The sequence below is a fragment of the Segatella buccae ATCC 33574 genome (assembly GCF_000184945.1).
GTDB classification, from domain to species: domain Bacteria; phylum Bacteroidota; class Bacteroidia; order Bacteroidales; family Bacteroidaceae; genus Prevotella; species Prevotella buccae.
In genome coordinates, this window is sequence record NZ_GL586311.1 from 926,502 (window position 1) to 944,301 (window position 17,800).

Below are 17,800 nucleotides of genomic sequence, written 5' to 3' on the forward strand. Positions count from 1 at the left end.
CTACTAAATGAACAAAAGAAAACTATTTGCCATGTTGCTGCTTGCATTCTCCTGCGTTGCCGGAGCACAGCAGTACCCCTATCAGAATCTGCAGCTCTCCTCGCAAGAGCGTGCTGAAGACCTTTGCTCACGGCTCACTTTGGAAGAGAAAACGAAGCTGATGCGCAACAGTTCACCGGCCATTCCGAGGTTGGGCATACCCCAGTTTGAATGGTGGAGCGAGGCCTTGCACGGCATTGCCCGCAACGGTTTCGCCACTGTTTTCCCGCAAACGACGGCTATGGCCGCCTCGTGGGACGACGAATTGCTCTACCGCGTGTTCTGTGCCGCCTCTGATGAGGCTGTGGCCAAGAACAATCTGGCCCGCAAGTCGGGTGACATCAAACGCTATCAGGGGGTGTCGATATGGACACCTAACATCAATATCTTCCGTGATCCGCGTTGGGGGCGCGGGCAGGAGACCTACGGTGAAGACCCCTATCTCACTTCGCGCATGGGACTGGCTGTGGTCAACGGATTGCAAGGGCAACCGTTCCGGCGAGATATGCGTCCATTCACCGAGCGTCCGCGCTACTACAAGACACTGGCTTGTGCCAAACACTATGCCGTGCATAGCGGTCCGGAATGGAACCGGCATGTGTTTGACGTGGAGCGGCTGCCCGAGCGCGACCTTTGGGAAACCTACCTGCCGGCCTTCAAGAGCCTCGTGCAGGAGGGCAACGTGCGCGAAGTGATGTGTGCCTACCAGCGCATTGACGGTTCCCCTTGCTGTGGCAACACCCGTTATCTGCATCAGATACTTCGCGGAGAGTGGGGGTACAACGGCTTGGTGGTGAGCGACTGCGGTGCCATCAGCGACTTCTATCGTGAGGGACACCATCATGTGGTGGAGACACCGGCCGAAGCATCGGCCATGGGTGTGCGTGCCGGTACGGATGTGGAGTGCGGTGCGGTTTATGCGACGCTGCCTCGTGCCGTGGAGCAGGGACTCATCTCCCGTGAAGCTATCGACACGAGTGTCGTGCGACTGCTGAAAGCCCGTTTTGAAGTGGGCGACTTCGATTCGGAAAAACTTGTGCCGTGGAAGCTGACCGGTCCGGAAGTAATAGCTTCGGAGACCCATCGTCGGTTGGCACTTGATATGGCGCGTGAGTCGATGACGCTCTTGCAAAACCGCAACCGGCTGCTCCCGTTATCCAAGAATGGGCTGCGAATAGCCGTCATGGGCCCCAATGCCAATGACTCCGTGATGCTTTGGGGCAACTACACCGGCTATCCCATCAGCACGACAACCATTCTTAAAGGCATCAGAAGCAAGGTGCCCGCTGCACGGTTTGTCGAGGGATGCGGCTATATCCGCAACGAGATACGGCAAAGTCATTTCAATGAATTTACCGCTCCTGATGGCCGACGGGGCATGATGGCCACTTATTGGAACAATCAACTTATGGAGGGAACGCCTGCTGCCACCCGCCTGCTGCGCGAACCCATCAGTCAAAGCAACGGTGGTAATACGGTTTTCGCTCCCGGTGTGAATCTTGAGGACTTCTCGGCCGTTTATGAAGGAACATTCACACCCTCCACATCCGGCGAACTCATTGTGAGTCTGGCCAGCGACGACAAGGCACGTGTCATCATCGACGGCGACACGTTCATCAACAGTTGGAGTGCCCGCGAGCGTGTCACCTTTGCGGAGAAAAGCTATCGGTTTACAGCCGGGCGGGCCTACCGTGTGCGGGTGGAATATGTGCAGAACAAGGCGATGGCCGTCTGCCAGTTCGACATAGCCCGCAAGTCGCCCATCACGGCTTCCGAGATCGCCGCACAAGCCGGCGATGCCGATGTAGTGGTCTTTGTGGGGGGCATCTCTCCGCGTCTCGAAGGAGAGGAAATGAAAGTCGATGCCCCCGGTTTCAATGGTGGTGATCGTACAAGTATCGAGTTGCCCGAGGCGCAGCGCGAAGTGATCAGATTGCTCCGGCAGGCCGGCAAGCTTGTGGTCTTCGTCAACTGTTCGGGTGGTGCAGTGGCGTTGGTGCCCGAGGCGGAAGCCTGCGATGCCGTGTTGCAGGCTTGGTATGCCGGTGAAGCCGGCGGACAGGCTGTGGCTGATGTGCTTTTCGGTGACTATAATCCTTCGGGCAAACTTCCCGTGACATTCTACAAGAGCGATGCCGACCTGCCCGATTTCCTTGACTACCGCATGACGGGCCGCACCTATCGCTACTTCCGTGGCACTCCGCTTTTTCCCTTCGGTTTCGGCCTGAGCTACACTTCATTCGTTTTCGGAACACCCCGGTATGAAAATGGAAAGCTCTATGTGGAGGTCACGAACACCGGCAAGCGCGATGGGGCCGAAGTGGTGCAGGTCTATGTGAAGAATCCGGCCGATGCCGACGGCCCCGTGAAAACCCTCCGCGGCTTTGCCCGCATTGACCTGAAAGCCGGCGAGCGCCGCCGTGTGGAGATTGCCATGCCCCGCGAACGTTTCGAGGGATGGGATGCAACGACCAACACCATGCGTGTCAAGCCCGGCAACCACCTGCTCATGGTAGGTTCTTCAAGCCGCGATGCTGACCTACAGACCATCAGCGTGAGCATCAAGTAACTCCCCGACTTGTCAACTTGTTTGTTTGCCGACTTGTCTCTTTCTCCTCTAAAACTTCCAGCGCAGTTGCAAGTCAAGGTCGGTTTGGCTGCTTCGGTCTATCCGTTGATAGCCGGAGGAGATGTGGTTGCGGTCGAAATAGTCGGTGGTGCCTAACTTCATGATAGCCATAAGATGACTGTTGAAGTCGGCCCGGAGGGTGAGGGCGTAGCGTAGACCGTGCCCGTAGAAGCAGGGGAAGTTGAGATTGTAGAGCGTCCCCGGTTCGTAGGTGTAGACACGGCTGCTGTAGTCCTTGGTGTGAAAATAACCGAGAGAGGCGTTGGCGCGCAGAAACCGCCAACGGCAGAGCAGATTTTGGCTCAACATCCATCCGAAACTGTTGTTTTTGTATTGGTCATAGGCGATGTCTCCCTGCGTCTTGGTGCTCCATAGGTCGCCGTCGTAGCCCACCGACAACCGCCCGCGATGGTTGATGTCGCTGATGATGGCCGACTTGTCGGCATTGTTTTTCTGCCTCATCTTTATCCGATAGCGCGCCAAGAAGGTGAACCGCCCGGGTTTGTAAGTGGCCGAGAGCATGTTGTCCCATGCGTAGGTGGAGGCATCGGCCTGATATTTCGGCCAGATGAAGTAGGCATAATCGGTGTAACCCATGAGCGAAAGTCGGCGTGAGGGATTCCACGAGAAGCCGAGATAGACGCCGTTTTCGTTTTGCACGGTCCCTCCCTCGCTGAAACTCTCGGCATGGAGTGCCGTGTAGCGGTAGGAGTAGAAGCGCTGGAGGGCAATGAGGGAGAGTTCGTCGGTGAGCAGATAGCTCACGGTGTTGATGGTGGCAAGAGCCTTGCTGTCGCCCGTGGCAGTCTCACCGCTCACGGTGAGGCGTCGGCTCACATAGCCGTAGTCCACGCTCATGTTGTAGAAGTTGCTTCCGGCAGCATACCAACGACGGTAGCTCTGTGAAACTTTTGGTTGCAGCGACCGGTCGAAAGCGTTGTAGAGAGCCGTTGCACCGATGTGGAAACCGTTGCGGAAGTAGTTGAGATGTGTGCCGACAAGAAACTCCGAGGCATTGTTTTTCCGCTCCATTTCGCTCCGGGTGCGATGGTAGCCGGTCTTGAGGATGGTGGCAATGGTGTTGGTGTCTTTATTGAGCGTGGCGTCTATGTAGCGGTAGGAGACAAAAGCGGAGAGGTCGAGCCCTTTCCACAGGTTCACTGTGGCGGCCGCCCCTTGCAGACAGTTGGCTGCCGACCGGCCGCCATGTCCGCGGATGCTGTTGCCCGTGCGGCCAAGCGTCATCAGTGTGGCCACCTTACCGAGTCCGAAGTCGGTGTTCATCACGAGCCCCATGCCGAAGCGCAGTCGATAGCGACCGAGCGTGAGATTCTTCAACGGACCGAGTTTCCGTATCTGCGCATAGAACGAATAGAAGTCATAGCCTGCGCTGTTGCGGCCCGCGAAGAAAGGTTCGCCGGCATCTTGCGACCCCACCAGCCCTATCTTCACATAGTCGCCATAACGGAACGTGTATTTCAGCCAGTGCTTGTATTTGTATCCCAGATAGCCGTTGCGGTCGCCCTTGCGCTCGTAGAAGGGCACGCGGGCTGTGGCGATAAGCTCATGCCTGCCATATTTGAGGATGTTTCCAAATCGTGGGAAGCGTTTTTCCTCCGTGTCTCCGAGGTAGGTGAAATACTCCAGCAGCTTGCGTTGATACCAGTCCAGACTCTCTATCATGGCCAGTTCGCCCCTTGATTTCATGCCTCCGTATTGATAGATGTAGGCCAGTAGGTCCTCTATCTGCTGTGCGGAGAGAAACGGCAGACGCTCCAAGTCTTCGCGTGTGGCCGTGTTGAGGTTGATGGGATGTTCTGCATAGTCGTTGAGCAGATCGTAGTAGTCTTCCCACGTGACGTTCTCAAAGTCTTCCACATCACTCAACTCGTTGAGATAGCGTTCCCACGGTTGGGCATTTCGCGTGGAGGAAGCGGGTTGCTGTGCATACATATAGGCACTCAGCGTCAAGGAAAGTAGACCGAACAGTAGTTTTCTCATAGGTTGCCGTGTCGCTTTTCATGTAGAGTGAAAGTTCTCTTTCAGACTTGCAAAGGTAGTGGATTTATCTTAAATGACAGATAAAAAAGGTGAATTATTTGTTTTAAATGAGAATTTATGGTTACTTTTGTCTCCATGTTGAGACACCGTTTCATATTGTCCCTGCTCTTTGCCTCGTTGGGGCTGTTGCCTGCGATGGCGCAGACCGACCGTCCCGGCCATGTCAATCCCGAAGACCGGGAGGTGGACATGGACAATCCCACGTTTGAGCCGATGCTCCGTGTGGGCAGGGTGTTGCAGGGCGGTGACAGCATTCAGTATGTGGAACTCAACAAAGTGTATGTCTATCCGCAGCCGGTGTTCACGAGCGAGAGCCAGCGACAGGCCTACAACCGGCTGGTGATGAACGTTAAGAAAGTGCTGCCGATAGCCAAAGAGGTGAATGCCATCATTCTGGAGACCTACGAATATCTCCAGACGCTGCCCAACAAGCGGGCCAAGGATGCCCACATGAAACTCGTGGAGGCGAGCATCAAGAAGGAATATACGCCCCGAATGAAGAAGCTCACCTACGCGCAGGGCAAACTGCTTATCAAACTCATCTACCGCGAGTGCAACAGTTCGTCCTACGAACTCATTCAGGCTTTCCTCGGCCCCGTGCGTGCCGGCTTCTATCAGGCTTTCGCCTGGGTCTTCGGTGCCAGTCTGAAGAAAGGCTACGACCCCAATGGTGTGGACCGCATCACGGAACGTGTGGTGCGGCAGGTGGAGAGCGGACAGCTGTAAGGCGGGTGACAGCTGTCCGTTTTCTTTTATTGTGCCCGTTGCTCTTTATACGGCTTTGTGTGCAATTATCCGTTGTTTCATATACAACTAATGCAGTCCAGAGACCGTAAAAGCTAAACAAAACACCCAAAATATCACTTTTTTACAAGTGTGCTGTAAGTTTTAGATTTCGCCCATAATAGGCTTATGGCTTTGTTAATATGCTTTCCGGACAATTTCGCATCAGCCCGGTTGTTTACTCATCGTGAAAAAACGGGGGCGGTGCAAGGCTGCTGCACCATCCGTGCAGAGGCTTTGCACAACGCGTGCGACAGCCAAGCGCGGATGGTGCAACAGCCTTGCACCGCCCTTGTTGGATGCTTCCCGACTTTCGATAGTGGGGGAGGGGTGTCGCCGCGGAGGTTCTATTCCGTCCACAGCACTTGCACAAGGGTTTGGCCTACGGCCTTGAGCGTGTGCTTGTCAATGTGGGTCATGTTGTCGATGACGGTGTGCCAAGTGGGCCCGAAACTGCTTTGGGCACAGTCGGGATAGTAGGGGATGATATCAATGGTGGGGATGTGTGCATTTTGGTTCACGGGCACGTGGTCGTCGGTGATGAATCCGCCGTCGCTCTTGGGGAAGTAGCTGCCGTAGCCTGCCTGCCGGGCGGCGCGCCAGACTTTCTTCACGATGCCCTCGGCATACTGCATGGACATGCCCTCACGGTAAAACCGAGCCCCTTGTCCGCCCACCATGTCGAGCAGAATGCCGTAGCGGGCCTCGTAGCCTTGCGGCAGATTGCGGCTCCAGTATTGTGCACCGAGGGCCCAAGAGTCTCCCGTGGGGTCTTCTCCCCAATAGGGAGCACCCCAGTCTTCGCCATCGAAGCATACGAAGTCGATCCCTATTGTGGAGGCCGGCCTGCCATTGTCCGGCGATGAAGCGAGCAGGCGCGCTATCTCCAACATCACGGCCACGCCGCTCGCCCCGTCGTTGGCGGCCATCACGGGCTTGCGGTGGTTGGCCGAATCGGGGTCGTTGTCGGCCCACGGCCGGCTGTCCCAGTGGGCACAGAGCAAGATGCGCGTGGTGGCCTTGGGGTTGTAGGATGCCATGATGTTGGTGCTTTTGAGCACCGTGCCGTCGTAGCCTTTGAGGTTGGCCCGTTGGGTGGTGACCGTGCAGCCATACTCCTTGAACTTGCCGACAATCCATTCGCCGCAGCGGTCGTGGGCCGGGGAGTTCATCACCCGTGGGCCGAAGTTGCACTGGGCGGCACAGAAGGCGTAGGCCGAGTCGGCATTGAAGGCCGGTCCCACGGGCTTCACCTTTTCCGCTTCTTCCGCCTCCTGACTGTCGGGGGAGCCCATAGAGGGGAACAGCCCTCCTACATGGAGGGCCAACAACACTGCTGCAACGATCATGATACCTATTATTATAATCTTCTTCATTTGCTGTTCGGTTTTACATTCATTCTCTCCGGGCGTTTAGTTTGTCCCGTGGGGAGCTTTTGCTTTTCTCTTCGGGCGCGGGCGGTCAGGCTTTCCGATTGTTTTGCACTTGTGCCATCACCCGCAGCCAGTTGCCTCCCCAAATCTTCTCGATGTCGCGCTCGCTGTATTTGCGGCGCAACAGCCGGATGGTGAAGTTGATGAGTTCCGACGAGTCGGCCATACCTCTGACTCCCCCGTCACCGTCGAAGTCGGTACCGATGCCCACGTGGTCGATGCCCATGATGCGGATGGCGTGCTCCAGATGGTCGACGGCATCGAGCACGGAAGCCTCACCGTCTTTGCGCAGGAAACCACCGTAGAGCGTGGTGTGGGCCACACCGCCCTTGGCGGCAAGTGCCCGCAGCTGGTCGTCGGTGAGATTGCGGGGCACATCGCAGAGTGCCTTGCAGTTGCTGTGGCTGCACACGATGGGCACACGGCTGATGTCCAAGGCATCGTAGAAACTCTTTTCGCCTCCGTGGCTGAGGTCTACCATGATGCCGAGGTCGTTCATCTCGCGTATCACCTTCTCCCCGAAGCTGCTCACACCGTCGTGGGTGTTGCATCCGCGGGCAGAGTCGCAGATGTCGTTGTCACCGTTGTGGCAGAGCGTGATGTACACCACGCCGCGCTGGGCGAAGTGTTTCAGGTTGGCAAGTTCGCGCTCGATGGCCAGCCCGTTCTCAATGCCGAGCATGATGCTTTTCCTGCCGTTGCGCTTGTCGTTGTATAAGTCGGCCGGCGTACGGGCGATGCTGAGATACCGGCTGTTCTTCTGGACGATGGATTCTATCTTGTCGAAGATGAGGTCGGCATACTGTGTGGGGTTTATCCGGGGCGTTTCCTCCCCCAGACCGGGGTAGCGTGCAAGCAATTCGGGGTTGTGGTCTCTGATGCCTTTAAGGTCTATCTTCGACGAGAAGGTCTCTCCGATCTTCGGTTGGGGCAGATAGGCCACCATGGTGACGGCATCCTGCCGGCCTTCGGTCATCTTGTGGAGGTCTACGAGGATGCGCGGGTCGCGCCTGTCAAACAGCACTCCCTGCGGGAAGAACATGGGCGTGTCGCAATGGGTGTCGAGGGTAAGCACGCGCTTGTGCAACTCTTTGGCCACGTGGAAGTTTCCGGCGCAGTCGACAAGCCACTTGAAGAGTCGCCGGCCCTCTTCCTCCAGCCACTCGGGATGCCACTGCACGCCCATCACCGCTTTATGCTCCGTCGACTCGATGGCCTCCACCGTGCCGTCGGGGGCTGTGGCTGTGATGCGGAAGTGCGGCCCCGGTTGGGCCACGGCCTGATGATGGAAGCTGTTCACATGGATGGTCTCGCCCTCATAGATGCCGCTCAAGATGCTGCCATCGGCTATCCGCACGCTGTGGGTAGGCTCCGAGCGGTCGGCGTCCTGAGCGTGTTTGATGATAACGGTGCCCGGCGAGGCCGCCTCTTGAATGTCTTGCGCCACCTTGCCTCCCAGCGCAATGGCCAGTGTCTGGATGCCCCGGCAGATGCCGAGTGTCGGTGTCTGCCGGTTGAAGGCCAATCGGGCGGTGAGCAGTTCGGCCAAGTCGCGCTCCCGGTTGATGCCGTGCAGGTGTGTGGAAGGCTCCTCGCCCATCCAGAGCGGGTTGTAGTCGGCCCCTCCCGTGAGGATGAGGCCGTCGAGCTGTTCGAGGGTGTTGACGATGACCTCCTTGTCGGCCACCGGTGGAATGATGACCGGCGTGCCTCCGGCTGCCACTATCTGCTTGTAATAGCGGTCGCGGAGCGTCGCGTCGAGGTCGCTGTGGTTGGCGGTGAGACCGATGAGGGGGCGGTGGTGGGCCTCGGGAAAGGTCGCATATACTTGGTCTACGTGCGACCGGAAGTCAAAATGGTTCATTTCAGTTCTGTTGCTACCGGTATTTCCCGCTTGATACTCTGTTCAAGCGAAATCAGTGTTTCGGTGCTCACTACGCCGGGTATGCCCTGCAGTTGGTTGTTGAGCAAGTCCATCAGCTGCTCGTTGTCGCGGGCATAGAGTTTCACGAGCATGGTGTAGGGACCTGTGGTGAAGTGGCATTCCACCACCTCGGGGATGTTGGCCAACCGCTCCACCACCTCTTTATACATACTGCCGCGTTCAAGGTTGAGCCCCACGTAGGTGCAGGTGGAATATCCGAGACTCTTGGGGTTGACATCGAAGCCGCTTCCGGTGATGATGCCGTTGGACATCAGGTGCTGCACACGCTGATGGATGGCGGCCCTTGACACGCCGCACTCTGCCGCTACATCTTTGAAGGGAATACGGGCGTTCTTGGAAAGGATGCTCAGTATCTTTTTGTCAAGGTTGTCTATTTTGTCCATGTCTTATTGAAAAGTTGTATGGTTGAGTATTGGTTGAATTAGCATTTTGATAGCAAAAGTAGTCAATTATATCGACTCGGACAACAAAATGCGCGAAAATCTTTTTGATTTTCGCGCATTCTGTTATCTTTTTAACATCTCTCCCGTTTTGCAGGAAAGGCGTCGGGAACATCATTTGCCTGAGATGCCAAGCAGTTCGATGGTGAACACGAGTGTGGCGTAGGGCGGTATCTTGCCCGAAGGCCGACTGCCGTAGGCGAGATCTTGCGGCACGTAGATTTCCCACTTGCTGCCCACGGGCATCATGGTGAGAGCCTCCGTCCAGCCTTTAATCACTTGGTCGGCGCGGAACTTGTCGCTCTTTGCGCCCTGATGGTTGGCCGTAGCATCGAACACGGTGCCGTCGGTGAGCCGTCCCTCATAGACGACTTCCACCTCGTCGGAGGCCTGTGGCTTGGCCCCTTTGCCCTCTTTGAGCACCTTATACTGCAAGCCGCTCGGCAGCACCTTCACTCCCGGCTTCTTGGCGTTGGCCTCCAGCCAGCGGTTGCCCGGCCCCATGAGCAGATCCTCTTGATAGGCTTTGGCAGCGGTTTCGGTGAAAATGCTGCGGTCTTTCTTCAAGGCGGCCTCAAATCCTTCGTTGAAGCGGTCGCTCTTCAGTTTGCCCACGCTGCCCAACATCTGCTCCATGCCGGGGAAGATGCGTTCAGTCACCATCTTGGCAATGTTGGTGCCGGCCATGTAGGCAGTGCCTTGCGGAGTTTGTCCCATCTTGAGGGCATCCTCAAACCCGCGTACAAAGTCGGCCATGTAGGCGGTGTCCACCTTGAAACTCTGTTGCAGATAGCCTATGAGACCCTCTGTGGCGTTGATGCCTGCGGCATAGCTCAGGGAGTCGTCGTGCGTCATGAGACCCTTCACGGCCTGTTCGGCCTTCTTGCTTTTCTTGTCTTTCTTCTGTGCCGAGGCTACAGAAAAAGAAGCACTCGCCAAGATGACGAGTGCCAAAATCATGATTTTCTTCATGCGTTGTCTTATACTGGTTTCTTTCAGCTTCTCCCACTCTCCATGCGAAGGTGGGAGAGAGTGGCGTTTACTTGCCGGCCGAAATGAGTTCAATCTTGAAAATCAGTGCCGAGAAAGGCTTGATGTCGCCCTGCTCGCGTTCGCCGTAGGCCAGTTCTTGGGGAATGTAAACCTCCCACACGGAGCCTGCGGGCATGTGTACCAGTGCGTCGGTCCAGCCCTTGATCACCTGATTGGCGCGCAACTCAACGGGTTGGCCGCGCTTGTAGGAGCTGTCGAACACCTTGCCGTCGATGAGTCTGCCCTCATAGTTCACCTTCACATTGGAAGTGTCTGTGGGGATGGGGCCGTTGCCCTCTTTGATCACTTTATACTGAACGCCTGAAGGCAGTGTCTTCACACCCGGTTTCTTGGCGTTGGCAGCAAGCCACTTCACACCTGCCTCCTTGTTGGCACCATACTGCTTCTCCATGTTCTTCGACTTGATGAGCTGCATCTTCTCCTGTGCCACGCGCTGTGCGTCTTCCACGGTCATGAGACCTTTCTTGCCCGTTGTGCCGGTCACGAAACCTGCCATGAAGTTTTTCAGCGAGATGGTCTTGGTAGAGTCGTCACCGAACACTTCGTGGTTGATGCCCTTCACCATCTGGTTGGAGATTTGCTGGCCTATCTGTATGCCTGCATAGTAGGCGGCTTTCTTCTTGTCGTCGCCTGCGTTGGCACCGTCGTTCAGACCCTTGATGAAGTCGTCGATGTAAGCCGTGTCCACGCCCATGCGTTCCACCATGAATTCCTTGAGGCCCTGTGTCTGCGACAGACCCATGGCATAGCTCAGCGTGTCTACATCGGTCTTGAGATCGGCCTTCGGTGTTGAGTTGCCGCAACCCACGAAAGTGGCGGCGGAGATAGCCATTGCGGCTACGAAAAACAGTTTTTTCATTGCTATAAATTTATTTGTTTTTGGATTTCCATTTTATTTCCCTGAGTTGTTCTGCGTTTTTCCTTGCTTCGAACTTTGAGTTATAGGCCCCGCTCTCCCCGGTGGGGGAAAGGCGGGAAACGGCTGTGCTACTTCACCTTGACGAGTTCCACGTCGAAGATGAGTGTGGCGTAGGGCGGGATGTTCTGCCCTGCCCCCTGTGCGCCGTAGGCCAGATGGTAGGGGATGAAGAAGCGGTATTTGGCCCCCTCCTGCATGAGTTGCAGACCCTCGGTCCAGCCCTTGATCACCTGATTGAGACCAAACGTGGCCGTCTGTCCGCGCTTGTAGGAACTGTCGAACACCTGTCCGTTGATGAGCGTGCCCTCGTAGTGGCATTCCACTTGGTCGGTGGCCGACGGCTTGTTGCCGTTGCCCTCGCGCAGCACTTGGTATTGCAGCCCGGAAGGGAGCACCACCACGCCCTCCTTCTTGCCGTTCTCGGCAAGGAAGTTCTCGCCCTCGGCCTTGGCATTCTTGGCCTGTTCCTCGGATTTTCTCTGAAAGAAGTCCTGCACAATCATCTGTGCTTCCTGCTCGTCGAGCTGCAGCCGGCCGGATATGGCGTCCTTGATGGCCTGCCCGAAGTCGTCGGTGTTTATATCTGTTGCGCCCATTTGCGCGAGCTGTCGGCCGATGCCGATGCCCAAAGCGTAGCTTACTTTGTCCATTGAATTGTTGTCTATTATAATAATGTATGTTTTAAAACAAATGCAAAGATAGCATTTTTATTAGTTGTAGCAACCTTTATAACGAAAAAAAACACTATTTTTGTGGAAAATGGGGGGCGTTTCGGGGAATTGAGAGGAGTTGGGGAGTGAAAGGGAGTCGAGGGAGTCGGGACAACGGCGTTGATCCTTCGAGGCTTTTATGAAGCGAAATGAACGGTTGCCCTTTTCCGCATGGCCTTTATTCAGCCTGTTCCCGCGCTTCCCATCCTCATCAAGGTGTGAACGGATAAAAACAAGGATTATGAAGAAAATCGTATTTTTGACGGGTGCCGGAATGTCGGTGGAGAGCGGTTTCAAGACCTTCCGCGGCAACGACGGGTTGTGGGAGAACTATCCTGTGGAGCAGGTGGCCACGCACGAGGGGTGGGAGGCTGACCCCACATTGGTGACTAATTTCTACAACATGTTGCGCAAGAAACTCTATGCCGCGTCACCCAACGAGGGGCACCGGCTTATCAGCGGGTTGGAGAAAGACTTCGAGGTGACGGTTGTCACGCAGAATGTGGACAACCTGCACGAGAAGGCCGGCAGTTCGCATGTGATTCATCTTCACGGCGAACTCGCGAAGGTGTGCTCCAGCCGCGACCCTTACGACAGCCGGTATGTCATCGAACTGCCCGAAGACCACTGCGAGGTGGAGCCCGGTACCAAGGCCGGCGACGGCTCGTTGCTGCGCCCGTTTATCGTCTTTTTCGGCGAGAGTGTGCCCATGATGGAGCCTGCCATCGAAGCCACCCGGCAGGCCGACTTCTTTGTCATCATCGGCACGTCGCTCAATGTCTATCCCGCCGCCGGCCTTGTACGCTATGTCAAGCCCGGTGTCCCCATCCGCCTCATCGATCCCAACCCCGTGGGTTCGGGCGGTTATCGCGACATTGTACACATCGCCAAGGGTGCGAGCGAGGGCATGAGGGAGCTGGTGAAAGAGTTGGCAGGGGAGTAGCGAGAAGCCTTTTCGCTTTCGGGCAATAGGGCCTGTGGCTGCCTGCTTCATGGCGGACAGGGTGTCCTTTGTCCGCTTTTTTCCTGTTACATTTGGTTTTTCGTCATTTTCTTGCTATCTTTGCATGAGCAAGGGAAGCACGCAAGTGTTTCCCTTTTTTTGATTACCAATCCACCAACGGCCCCCCAACCCCCTGAAGGGGGCTTTTCCGGGCCAAGTGGCTTTGCTAAACGGGCTTTTCGAGGTTGTCGTTCGGCCCGAATGAGCTTCTGAGTGTGGCTCTTTTGCAAGGTCGTTTGGGCCGAGTGAGAAAATCGATGGGGCTAATAGGGCTGATAAGACGAGTATAGCCGGTGTGGGAAATGGCTGTGGAAAAATCTCGTGTAAGGCTTTTTCGAAAGATTTAATAGTTTGTGCTATATATGGCCTTGGCCCTCAAGAGCCCTCAAAGAGACCCCAAAAGAGCCCTCTAAGAGACCCCCAACCCCCTAAAGGGGGCTTACCTTCCTGCGAACAGATAGATGGCAAAGCCCCCTTTAGGGGGTTGGGGGTCTTTTTAGTTTGCAGGGAGCTCTTGTGCAATTTATCCTACGGTGTCGAGGTTTGCAAGGGAGCCCGTCAAACTTGGTATGACCAAATCGGAAGTCGTTGCTAAAATGGGTACTCCTTTCCGCACGGATACTTATATGGAAGGTGAGAAACATATAGATGTGTTATATTATAAGGAGAATCTTCGTGTAGGAGTTACCCCATACGATGTCACAACCACGCTGCTGTTTGAAGACGGAATCTTAAAGAGCATCAAACAAGATGACAAATTGCTACAAGAGAATAGTGTGAAAGTGGACATTGACAAAAAGTAAGGGTTGGAAGAAAAAAGTCTTAATCCTTCGATTATAACTCATGGCATCCGAGCTATGACAAGTCTGTAAAAACCGAAAATGTTCGGTTTTGGCTTGATATGGATCAAGAATACGGCTGCTTATCGCAGAAAATCTTATACAGATATATTTTGTTTAATGGGGATTTGTACATTTGCGTACATATCTATAACTAAAAATGATGCAATAATTATGTTTGGGAAAATGTACAGAATGCTCTCAATCACCCTTTTAGTGTTGACATTGTCGGCATGTGATAAGGATGAGGATTACATAGCAGAGCAAAATAGAGAGGTTGAAATCTATTATAAAGTGACGTGTAACAACCCAATTGCACATGTATATGTGTGGGGTGGCGGTACAAAGCGTACACCAGAAGTTATTATAGGGAGTTGGGAAACGACTTTTGTCACAAAGAACTATTTTGTCGGTGTTGAAATAGAATGCCAAGACGACCCCCTTGCAACCGTGACTTGTGAAATGTATGCAGATGGAAAACTCTTAGGTAAAGAATCCGAATATCGGAGAATAAAAACAAGTTATCGAATTAAAGGTAAAGGAAACTAAGGTGTAAGGGCAGGGGATTGGTCTCCTGCCCTTTCTTGTTATTTCCCGTTTAGACATAGCTGCGTCCTCTTGACATAAATCAAGAAACGGCTGTTCTTTGTCCGAATCCACGTCCGGAATTTGCCCGTTTGTGGGGCAATGCCTACCTTTGCGCCCTATCATCAAGTGAAAAGATAATCGGAACATGGATCAGGAGACTATCATCATGCTTGCGTGGGTGGCCGTGGCTACACTTTTGAGCGTTGTGGCCTTGGTGAATACCAAGATTGATTAAATCACTAAACAAACTTAAAAAACACGCTTTTAAACCATAATTTGTATAATAAAGCACTCGAAAAACATGGTTTTCGGATAATTCTGCGTAAATTTGTAGCCAAAAAATTGCCGATTGATGCCGTCTGGCGGTGGGTTGGTGTCGTTTTGTCCGCTCCCGCCATGCTTTCATCTTGTGCAGCTGAAAACTATAATTAGAGTGTAATGAAAAGAAAGTTAGCATCTTTCACCCTCATGCTTGCATCCCTCCTCGCGTTGTCTTCGTGCCTGAACGACGATGACAAGGAGACCACGTATTATCACGACACGGCGGTCACGGCTTTCACGCTGGGCACGCTCAAATACCACCGGGTGACGACATTGGCCAATGGGAAAACCGTGGCCAAGGACACTGTGCATGCCGGCAGTTCTTACGCCTTCAGCATTGATCAGGCCAAAGGGCTCATCTACAATCCCGACTCGCTGCCTTACGGAGTGAACGCCTCCAAGGTCACGGCCACTATCGTGGCCAAAAACGGGGGTGTGATAGCTGTCAAGAATGTGAACAACGACTCGCTGAAATATTATCGCAGCACCGACTCCATCGACTTCTCGCAGCCGCGGGAGATACGGGTGTTCAATACCGACTACTCGGCCTACCGCAGTTACACCGTCAAAGTGAACGTACACAGGCAGCGCGCCGACGAACTGGTGTGGCAAGACCACGGCGTGCAGGCCGCTTTCCAAGGACAGGCAGGGCTGAAGGCCGTGGCCTGCGGCGATCGCCTGTTTGTGTTCACGCCCTCCGGTATCTACCGCTCTGCTCTCACCGACGGCAAGAGTTGGACGGCTGCCACGCCCAATATCAGCCTTTCTGCCACGGCCTATCTTAATGTGGCAGCCAAAGGCGGTGTGCTCTATCTGTTTGACAACGGCACCCTCTATACCGGTATCGACGGCGACACGTGGACAGCTGTAAGCACGCCTGCCATCACCCGTCTGCTCGGGGCCACCACCACGCGCCTCTATGCCTACACGGCTACGGGTATGGCCGTGTCGGCCGACAACGGACTTACGTGGACAGCCGATGCGCTTGACACTGATGCCTCGTGCCTGCCGGCGGAAAACATCAGCTTCGTGACGATGCCATCGCTCACCAACGACAGCACCGACCGGGCCACGCTCGTGGGAAACAATGCCGCCGTGAGCACCAAGCATGGCGTGGTGTGGACGAAGTATGTGGAATATGGCCGCTACTCCGAGAACCAGCCGTGGAGCTACTTGGCCAGTACGGCTGCCGACACCCTGCAGGTTCCCTATCTGTCACAGATGGGGGTGGTGAACTATGCGGGAAGGCTCGAAGCCCTCGGCAGCGACAACCGCTTCCACCGTTCCATCGACGGCGGACTCACGTGGAAGACCGATACCACTACACTTGTGCCGGCCCGGTTGACCGGTGTGTTTGCACTGGCCAAAGACAGCGACAACTGGCTGTGGATAGTGGATGCCGCTACGGGCCGTGTGTGGAAAGGCCGTCACAACAGCCAAGGATGGCGCAAGGAACAGAACAATTTCACCGAGTAGACATCTTCAAAAGCCATTCCCATGCGCAAGATGCTTTTCCCGATACTGCTGACACTTCTGGCCGCCGCCCCTGCCGGGGCGCAGGACGACCCGGAGTATCGTATGGAGATTGGGGCGGCGGCCGGTGGGGTGAACTATGAGGGCGACTTCAACGGCAACCTCTTCGGCAACATGCAGCCTATGGGGGGCTTGTTGTGGCGTTACAATTTCAATCCTTCATCGGCTTTGCGCGTTATGGCGGGCTACGGCAAACTCAAAGGCAATTCCGGCGATGTGGAGACCTATTATCCCGACTTGGGGGCGGGCAACGCCATGCAGCGCCGGCAGTATGCGTTCGACAACGGGTTGGTGGATGTGAGCGTCACCTACGAATACAACTTCTGGCCCTACGGCACCGGCCGCGACTATCGGGGAGCCAAGCGGCTTACGCCTTTCCTCTTCGGCGGCATCGGGGCTACCCATGTCTCCGGGGGCGGACAGACGGCCTTCACGGCCAATATTCCCATCGGCATCGGACTGAAATACAAGGTGGCCGAGCGGGTGAACGTGGGCGTGGAATGGACTATGCACTTCTCTTTGAGCGACAAACTCGATGGGGTGGCCGATCCCTACGGCATCGAGAGTAGCGGCCTGTTCAAGAACACCGACTGCTATTCGGCCCTGTTGGTGACGCTCAGCTACAGTTTCAGTGCCAAATGCCGCACGTGCAATAAAGATTAACGGGCTTCTCCCGCTCCCGGCCGTCAGGGCGAAGGGCGGTGGCCGCAAGATAAAGACATGACAGAACTCGACAAGAATAATATTCCCGAACACATTGCCATCATCATGGACGGCAACGGCCGGTGGGCAACCGAGCGTGGTAAGCCCCGCAGCTACGGTCATCAGGCCGGTGTGGAGGCCGTGCGCCGCATCACGTCGGAGTGTACGCGGCTGGGCGTGAAATGGCTCACGCTCTACACTTTCTCCACCGAGAACTGGAGCCGGCCGGCCGATGAAGTGAGCGCACTCATGGGGCTTGTGCTCTCGTCGCTTGAAGATGAGATATTCATGAAGCACAATGTGCGCTTTCGGGTGATAGGAGATGTCGGGAGGCTGCCCCAAGATGTATGGCAGAAGTTGCAGATGACGATGGAACACACGGCCCGCAACAATGCCATGACTATGGTGGTGGCATTGAGTTACTCGTCGCGGTGGGAGATTACCAAAGCTCTGCGCGAAATCGTGGGCGAGGCGTTGGGACAAGCCGGGGAAGGGCGTCTGTCAGCTGCCGGCATCGACGACTTCGTGACGGAAGAGTGCATCGGCCGCCATCTCGACACTTGCTTCATGCCCGATCCCGATCTGCTCATACGGACAGGTGGCGAACTGCGCATCTCCAACTATCTGCTCTGGCAGATTGCCTACTCCGAACTCTATTTCTGCGACACCTACTGGCCCGACTTCGGCGAGGAGGAGTTGCACGAGGCTATCGCCGACTATCAGTGCAGGCAGCGTCGATTCGGAAAAACCGAAGAGCAGGTGGAAAATGAACAAAAGTGACAGAAGAAATCCTATATCAGAA

At 55.2% G+C, this 17,800-nt stretch carries 15 protein-coding genes; 8 read left to right on the plus strand and 7 right to left on the minus strand.

All coding sequences use genetic code 11. From position 1 onward, the window contains the following. The first annotated feature begins 7 nt into the window (after positions 1-7). Complete coding sequence (gene xyl3A / locus HMPREF6485_RS03435) at positions 8-2,608, plus strand: xylan 1,4-beta-xylosidase (RefSeq protein ID WP_004344700.1); 2,601 nt, start codon at positions 8-10, stop codon at positions 2,606-2,608. A gap of 48 nt (positions 2,609-2,656) precedes the next feature. On the opposite strand, the gene HMPREF6485_RS03440 is transcribed toward xyl3A, so the two are convergent. Next, on the minus strand, positions 2,657-4,669 hold the full coding sequence (locus tag HMPREF6485_RS03440) for a helix-hairpin-helix domain-containing protein (RefSeq protein ID WP_004344701.1): 2,013 nt from the start codon (positions 4,667-4,669) through the stop codon (positions 2,657-2,659). A gap of 135 nt (positions 4,670-4,804) precedes the next feature. Here HMPREF6485_RS03440 and HMPREF6485_RS03445 point away from each other — a divergent pair, with 135 nt between their 5' ends. Beyond that, positions 4,805-5,455, plus strand: coding sequence for a DUF4294 domain-containing protein (locus tag HMPREF6485_RS03445; protein ID WP_407636080.1), 651 nt, complete (start codon positions 4,805-4,807; stop codon positions 5,453-5,455). Between the two features lie 404 nt (positions 5,456-5,859). Here HMPREF6485_RS03445 and HMPREF6485_RS03450 read toward each other — a convergent pair whose 3' ends face one another. From HMPREF6485_RS03450 to HMPREF6485_RS03475, 6 genes are all read right to left on the minus strand, one after another. Continuing rightward, positions 5,860-6,888: a M28 family peptidase gene (locus HMPREF6485_RS03450; protein WP_004344703.1), complete on the minus strand. Its 1,029-nt coding sequence runs from the start codon at positions 6,886-6,888 to the stop codon at positions 5,860-5,862. An 85-nt stretch (positions 6,889-6,973) separates the two neighbouring features. Beyond that, complete coding sequence (locus tag HMPREF6485_RS03455; RefSeq protein ID WP_004344704.1) at positions 6,974-8,809, minus strand: fused gamma-glutamyl-gamma-aminobutyrate hydrolase/peptidase; 1,836 nt, start codon at positions 8,807-8,809, stop codon at positions 6,974-6,976. Further along, entirely contained in the window at positions 8,806-9,273 is a 468-nt protein-coding gene (locus HMPREF6485_RS03460) for an Lrp/AsnC family transcriptional regulator (protein ID WP_004343614.1), read from the minus strand. Before HMPREF6485_RS03460 ends, HMPREF6485_RS03455 begins: the two co-directional genes overlap by 4 nt. A 171-nt stretch (positions 9,274-9,444) precedes the next feature. Next, complete coding sequence (locus HMPREF6485_RS03465) at positions 9,445-10,302, minus strand: FKBP-type peptidyl-prolyl cis-trans isomerase (RefSeq protein WP_004344706.1); 858 nt, start codon at positions 10,300-10,302, stop codon at positions 9,445-9,447. A 67-nt stretch (positions 10,303-10,369) separates the two neighbouring features. After that, a complete protein-coding gene (locus HMPREF6485_RS03470; protein ID WP_004344707.1) occupies positions 10,370-11,242 on the minus strand; it encodes an FKBP-type peptidyl-prolyl cis-trans isomerase in 873 nt (290 codons plus the stop codon). A gap of 128 nt (positions 11,243-11,370) precedes the next feature. Further along, positions 11,371-11,952, minus strand: a complete 582-nt coding sequence (locus HMPREF6485_RS03475; protein WP_004343619.1) for an FKBP-type peptidyl-prolyl cis-trans isomerase — start codon at positions 11,950-11,952, stop codon at positions 11,371-11,373. Positions 11,953-12,253: 301 nt separating this feature from the next. Between HMPREF6485_RS03475 and HMPREF6485_RS03480 the strand changes: the two genes are divergently transcribed. The 6 genes from HMPREF6485_RS03480 to HMPREF6485_RS03505 all read left to right on the plus strand — a co-directional run bounded on the left by HMPREF6485_RS03480 (position 12,254) and on the right by HMPREF6485_RS03505 (position 17,778). Further along, complete coding sequence (locus HMPREF6485_RS03480; RefSeq protein WP_004344709.1) at positions 12,254-12,955, plus strand: SIR2 family NAD-dependent protein deacylase; 702 nt, start codon at positions 12,254-12,256, stop codon at positions 12,953-12,955. Between the two features lie 593 nt (positions 12,956-13,548). After that, a complete protein-coding gene (locus tag HMPREF6485_RS03485; protein ID WP_258575508.1) occupies positions 13,549-13,818 on the plus strand; it encodes a DUF3192 domain-containing protein in 270 nt (89 codons plus the stop codon). A 78-nt stretch (positions 13,819-13,896) separates the two neighbouring features. Beyond that, on the plus strand, positions 13,897-14,403 hold the full coding sequence (locus HMPREF6485_RS03490) for a hypothetical protein (RefSeq protein ID WP_004344712.1): 507 nt from the start codon (positions 13,897-13,899) through the stop codon (positions 14,401-14,403). Positions 14,404-14,880: 477 nt separating this feature from the next. Continuing rightward, positions 14,881-16,239 (plus strand): DUF6242 domain-containing protein, encoded by a 1,359-nt coding sequence (locus HMPREF6485_RS03495; RefSeq protein WP_004344713.1) that lies wholly within the window; start codon positions 14,881-14,883, stop codon positions 16,237-16,239. A 21-nt stretch (positions 16,240-16,260) separates the two neighbouring features. Further along, entirely contained in the window at positions 16,261-16,959 is a 699-nt protein-coding gene (gene porG / locus HMPREF6485_RS03500; protein ID WP_004343396.1) for a type IX secretion system protein PorG, read from the plus strand. A 57-nt stretch (positions 16,960-17,016) separates the two neighbouring features. After that, the gene (locus tag HMPREF6485_RS03505; protein WP_004344714.1) at positions 17,017-17,778 is read left to right on the plus strand and encodes an isoprenyl transferase; all 762 of its coding nucleotides are present in this window, start codon (positions 17,017-17,019) and stop codon (positions 17,776-17,778) included. Positions 17,779-17,800 lie beyond the last annotated feature (22 nt).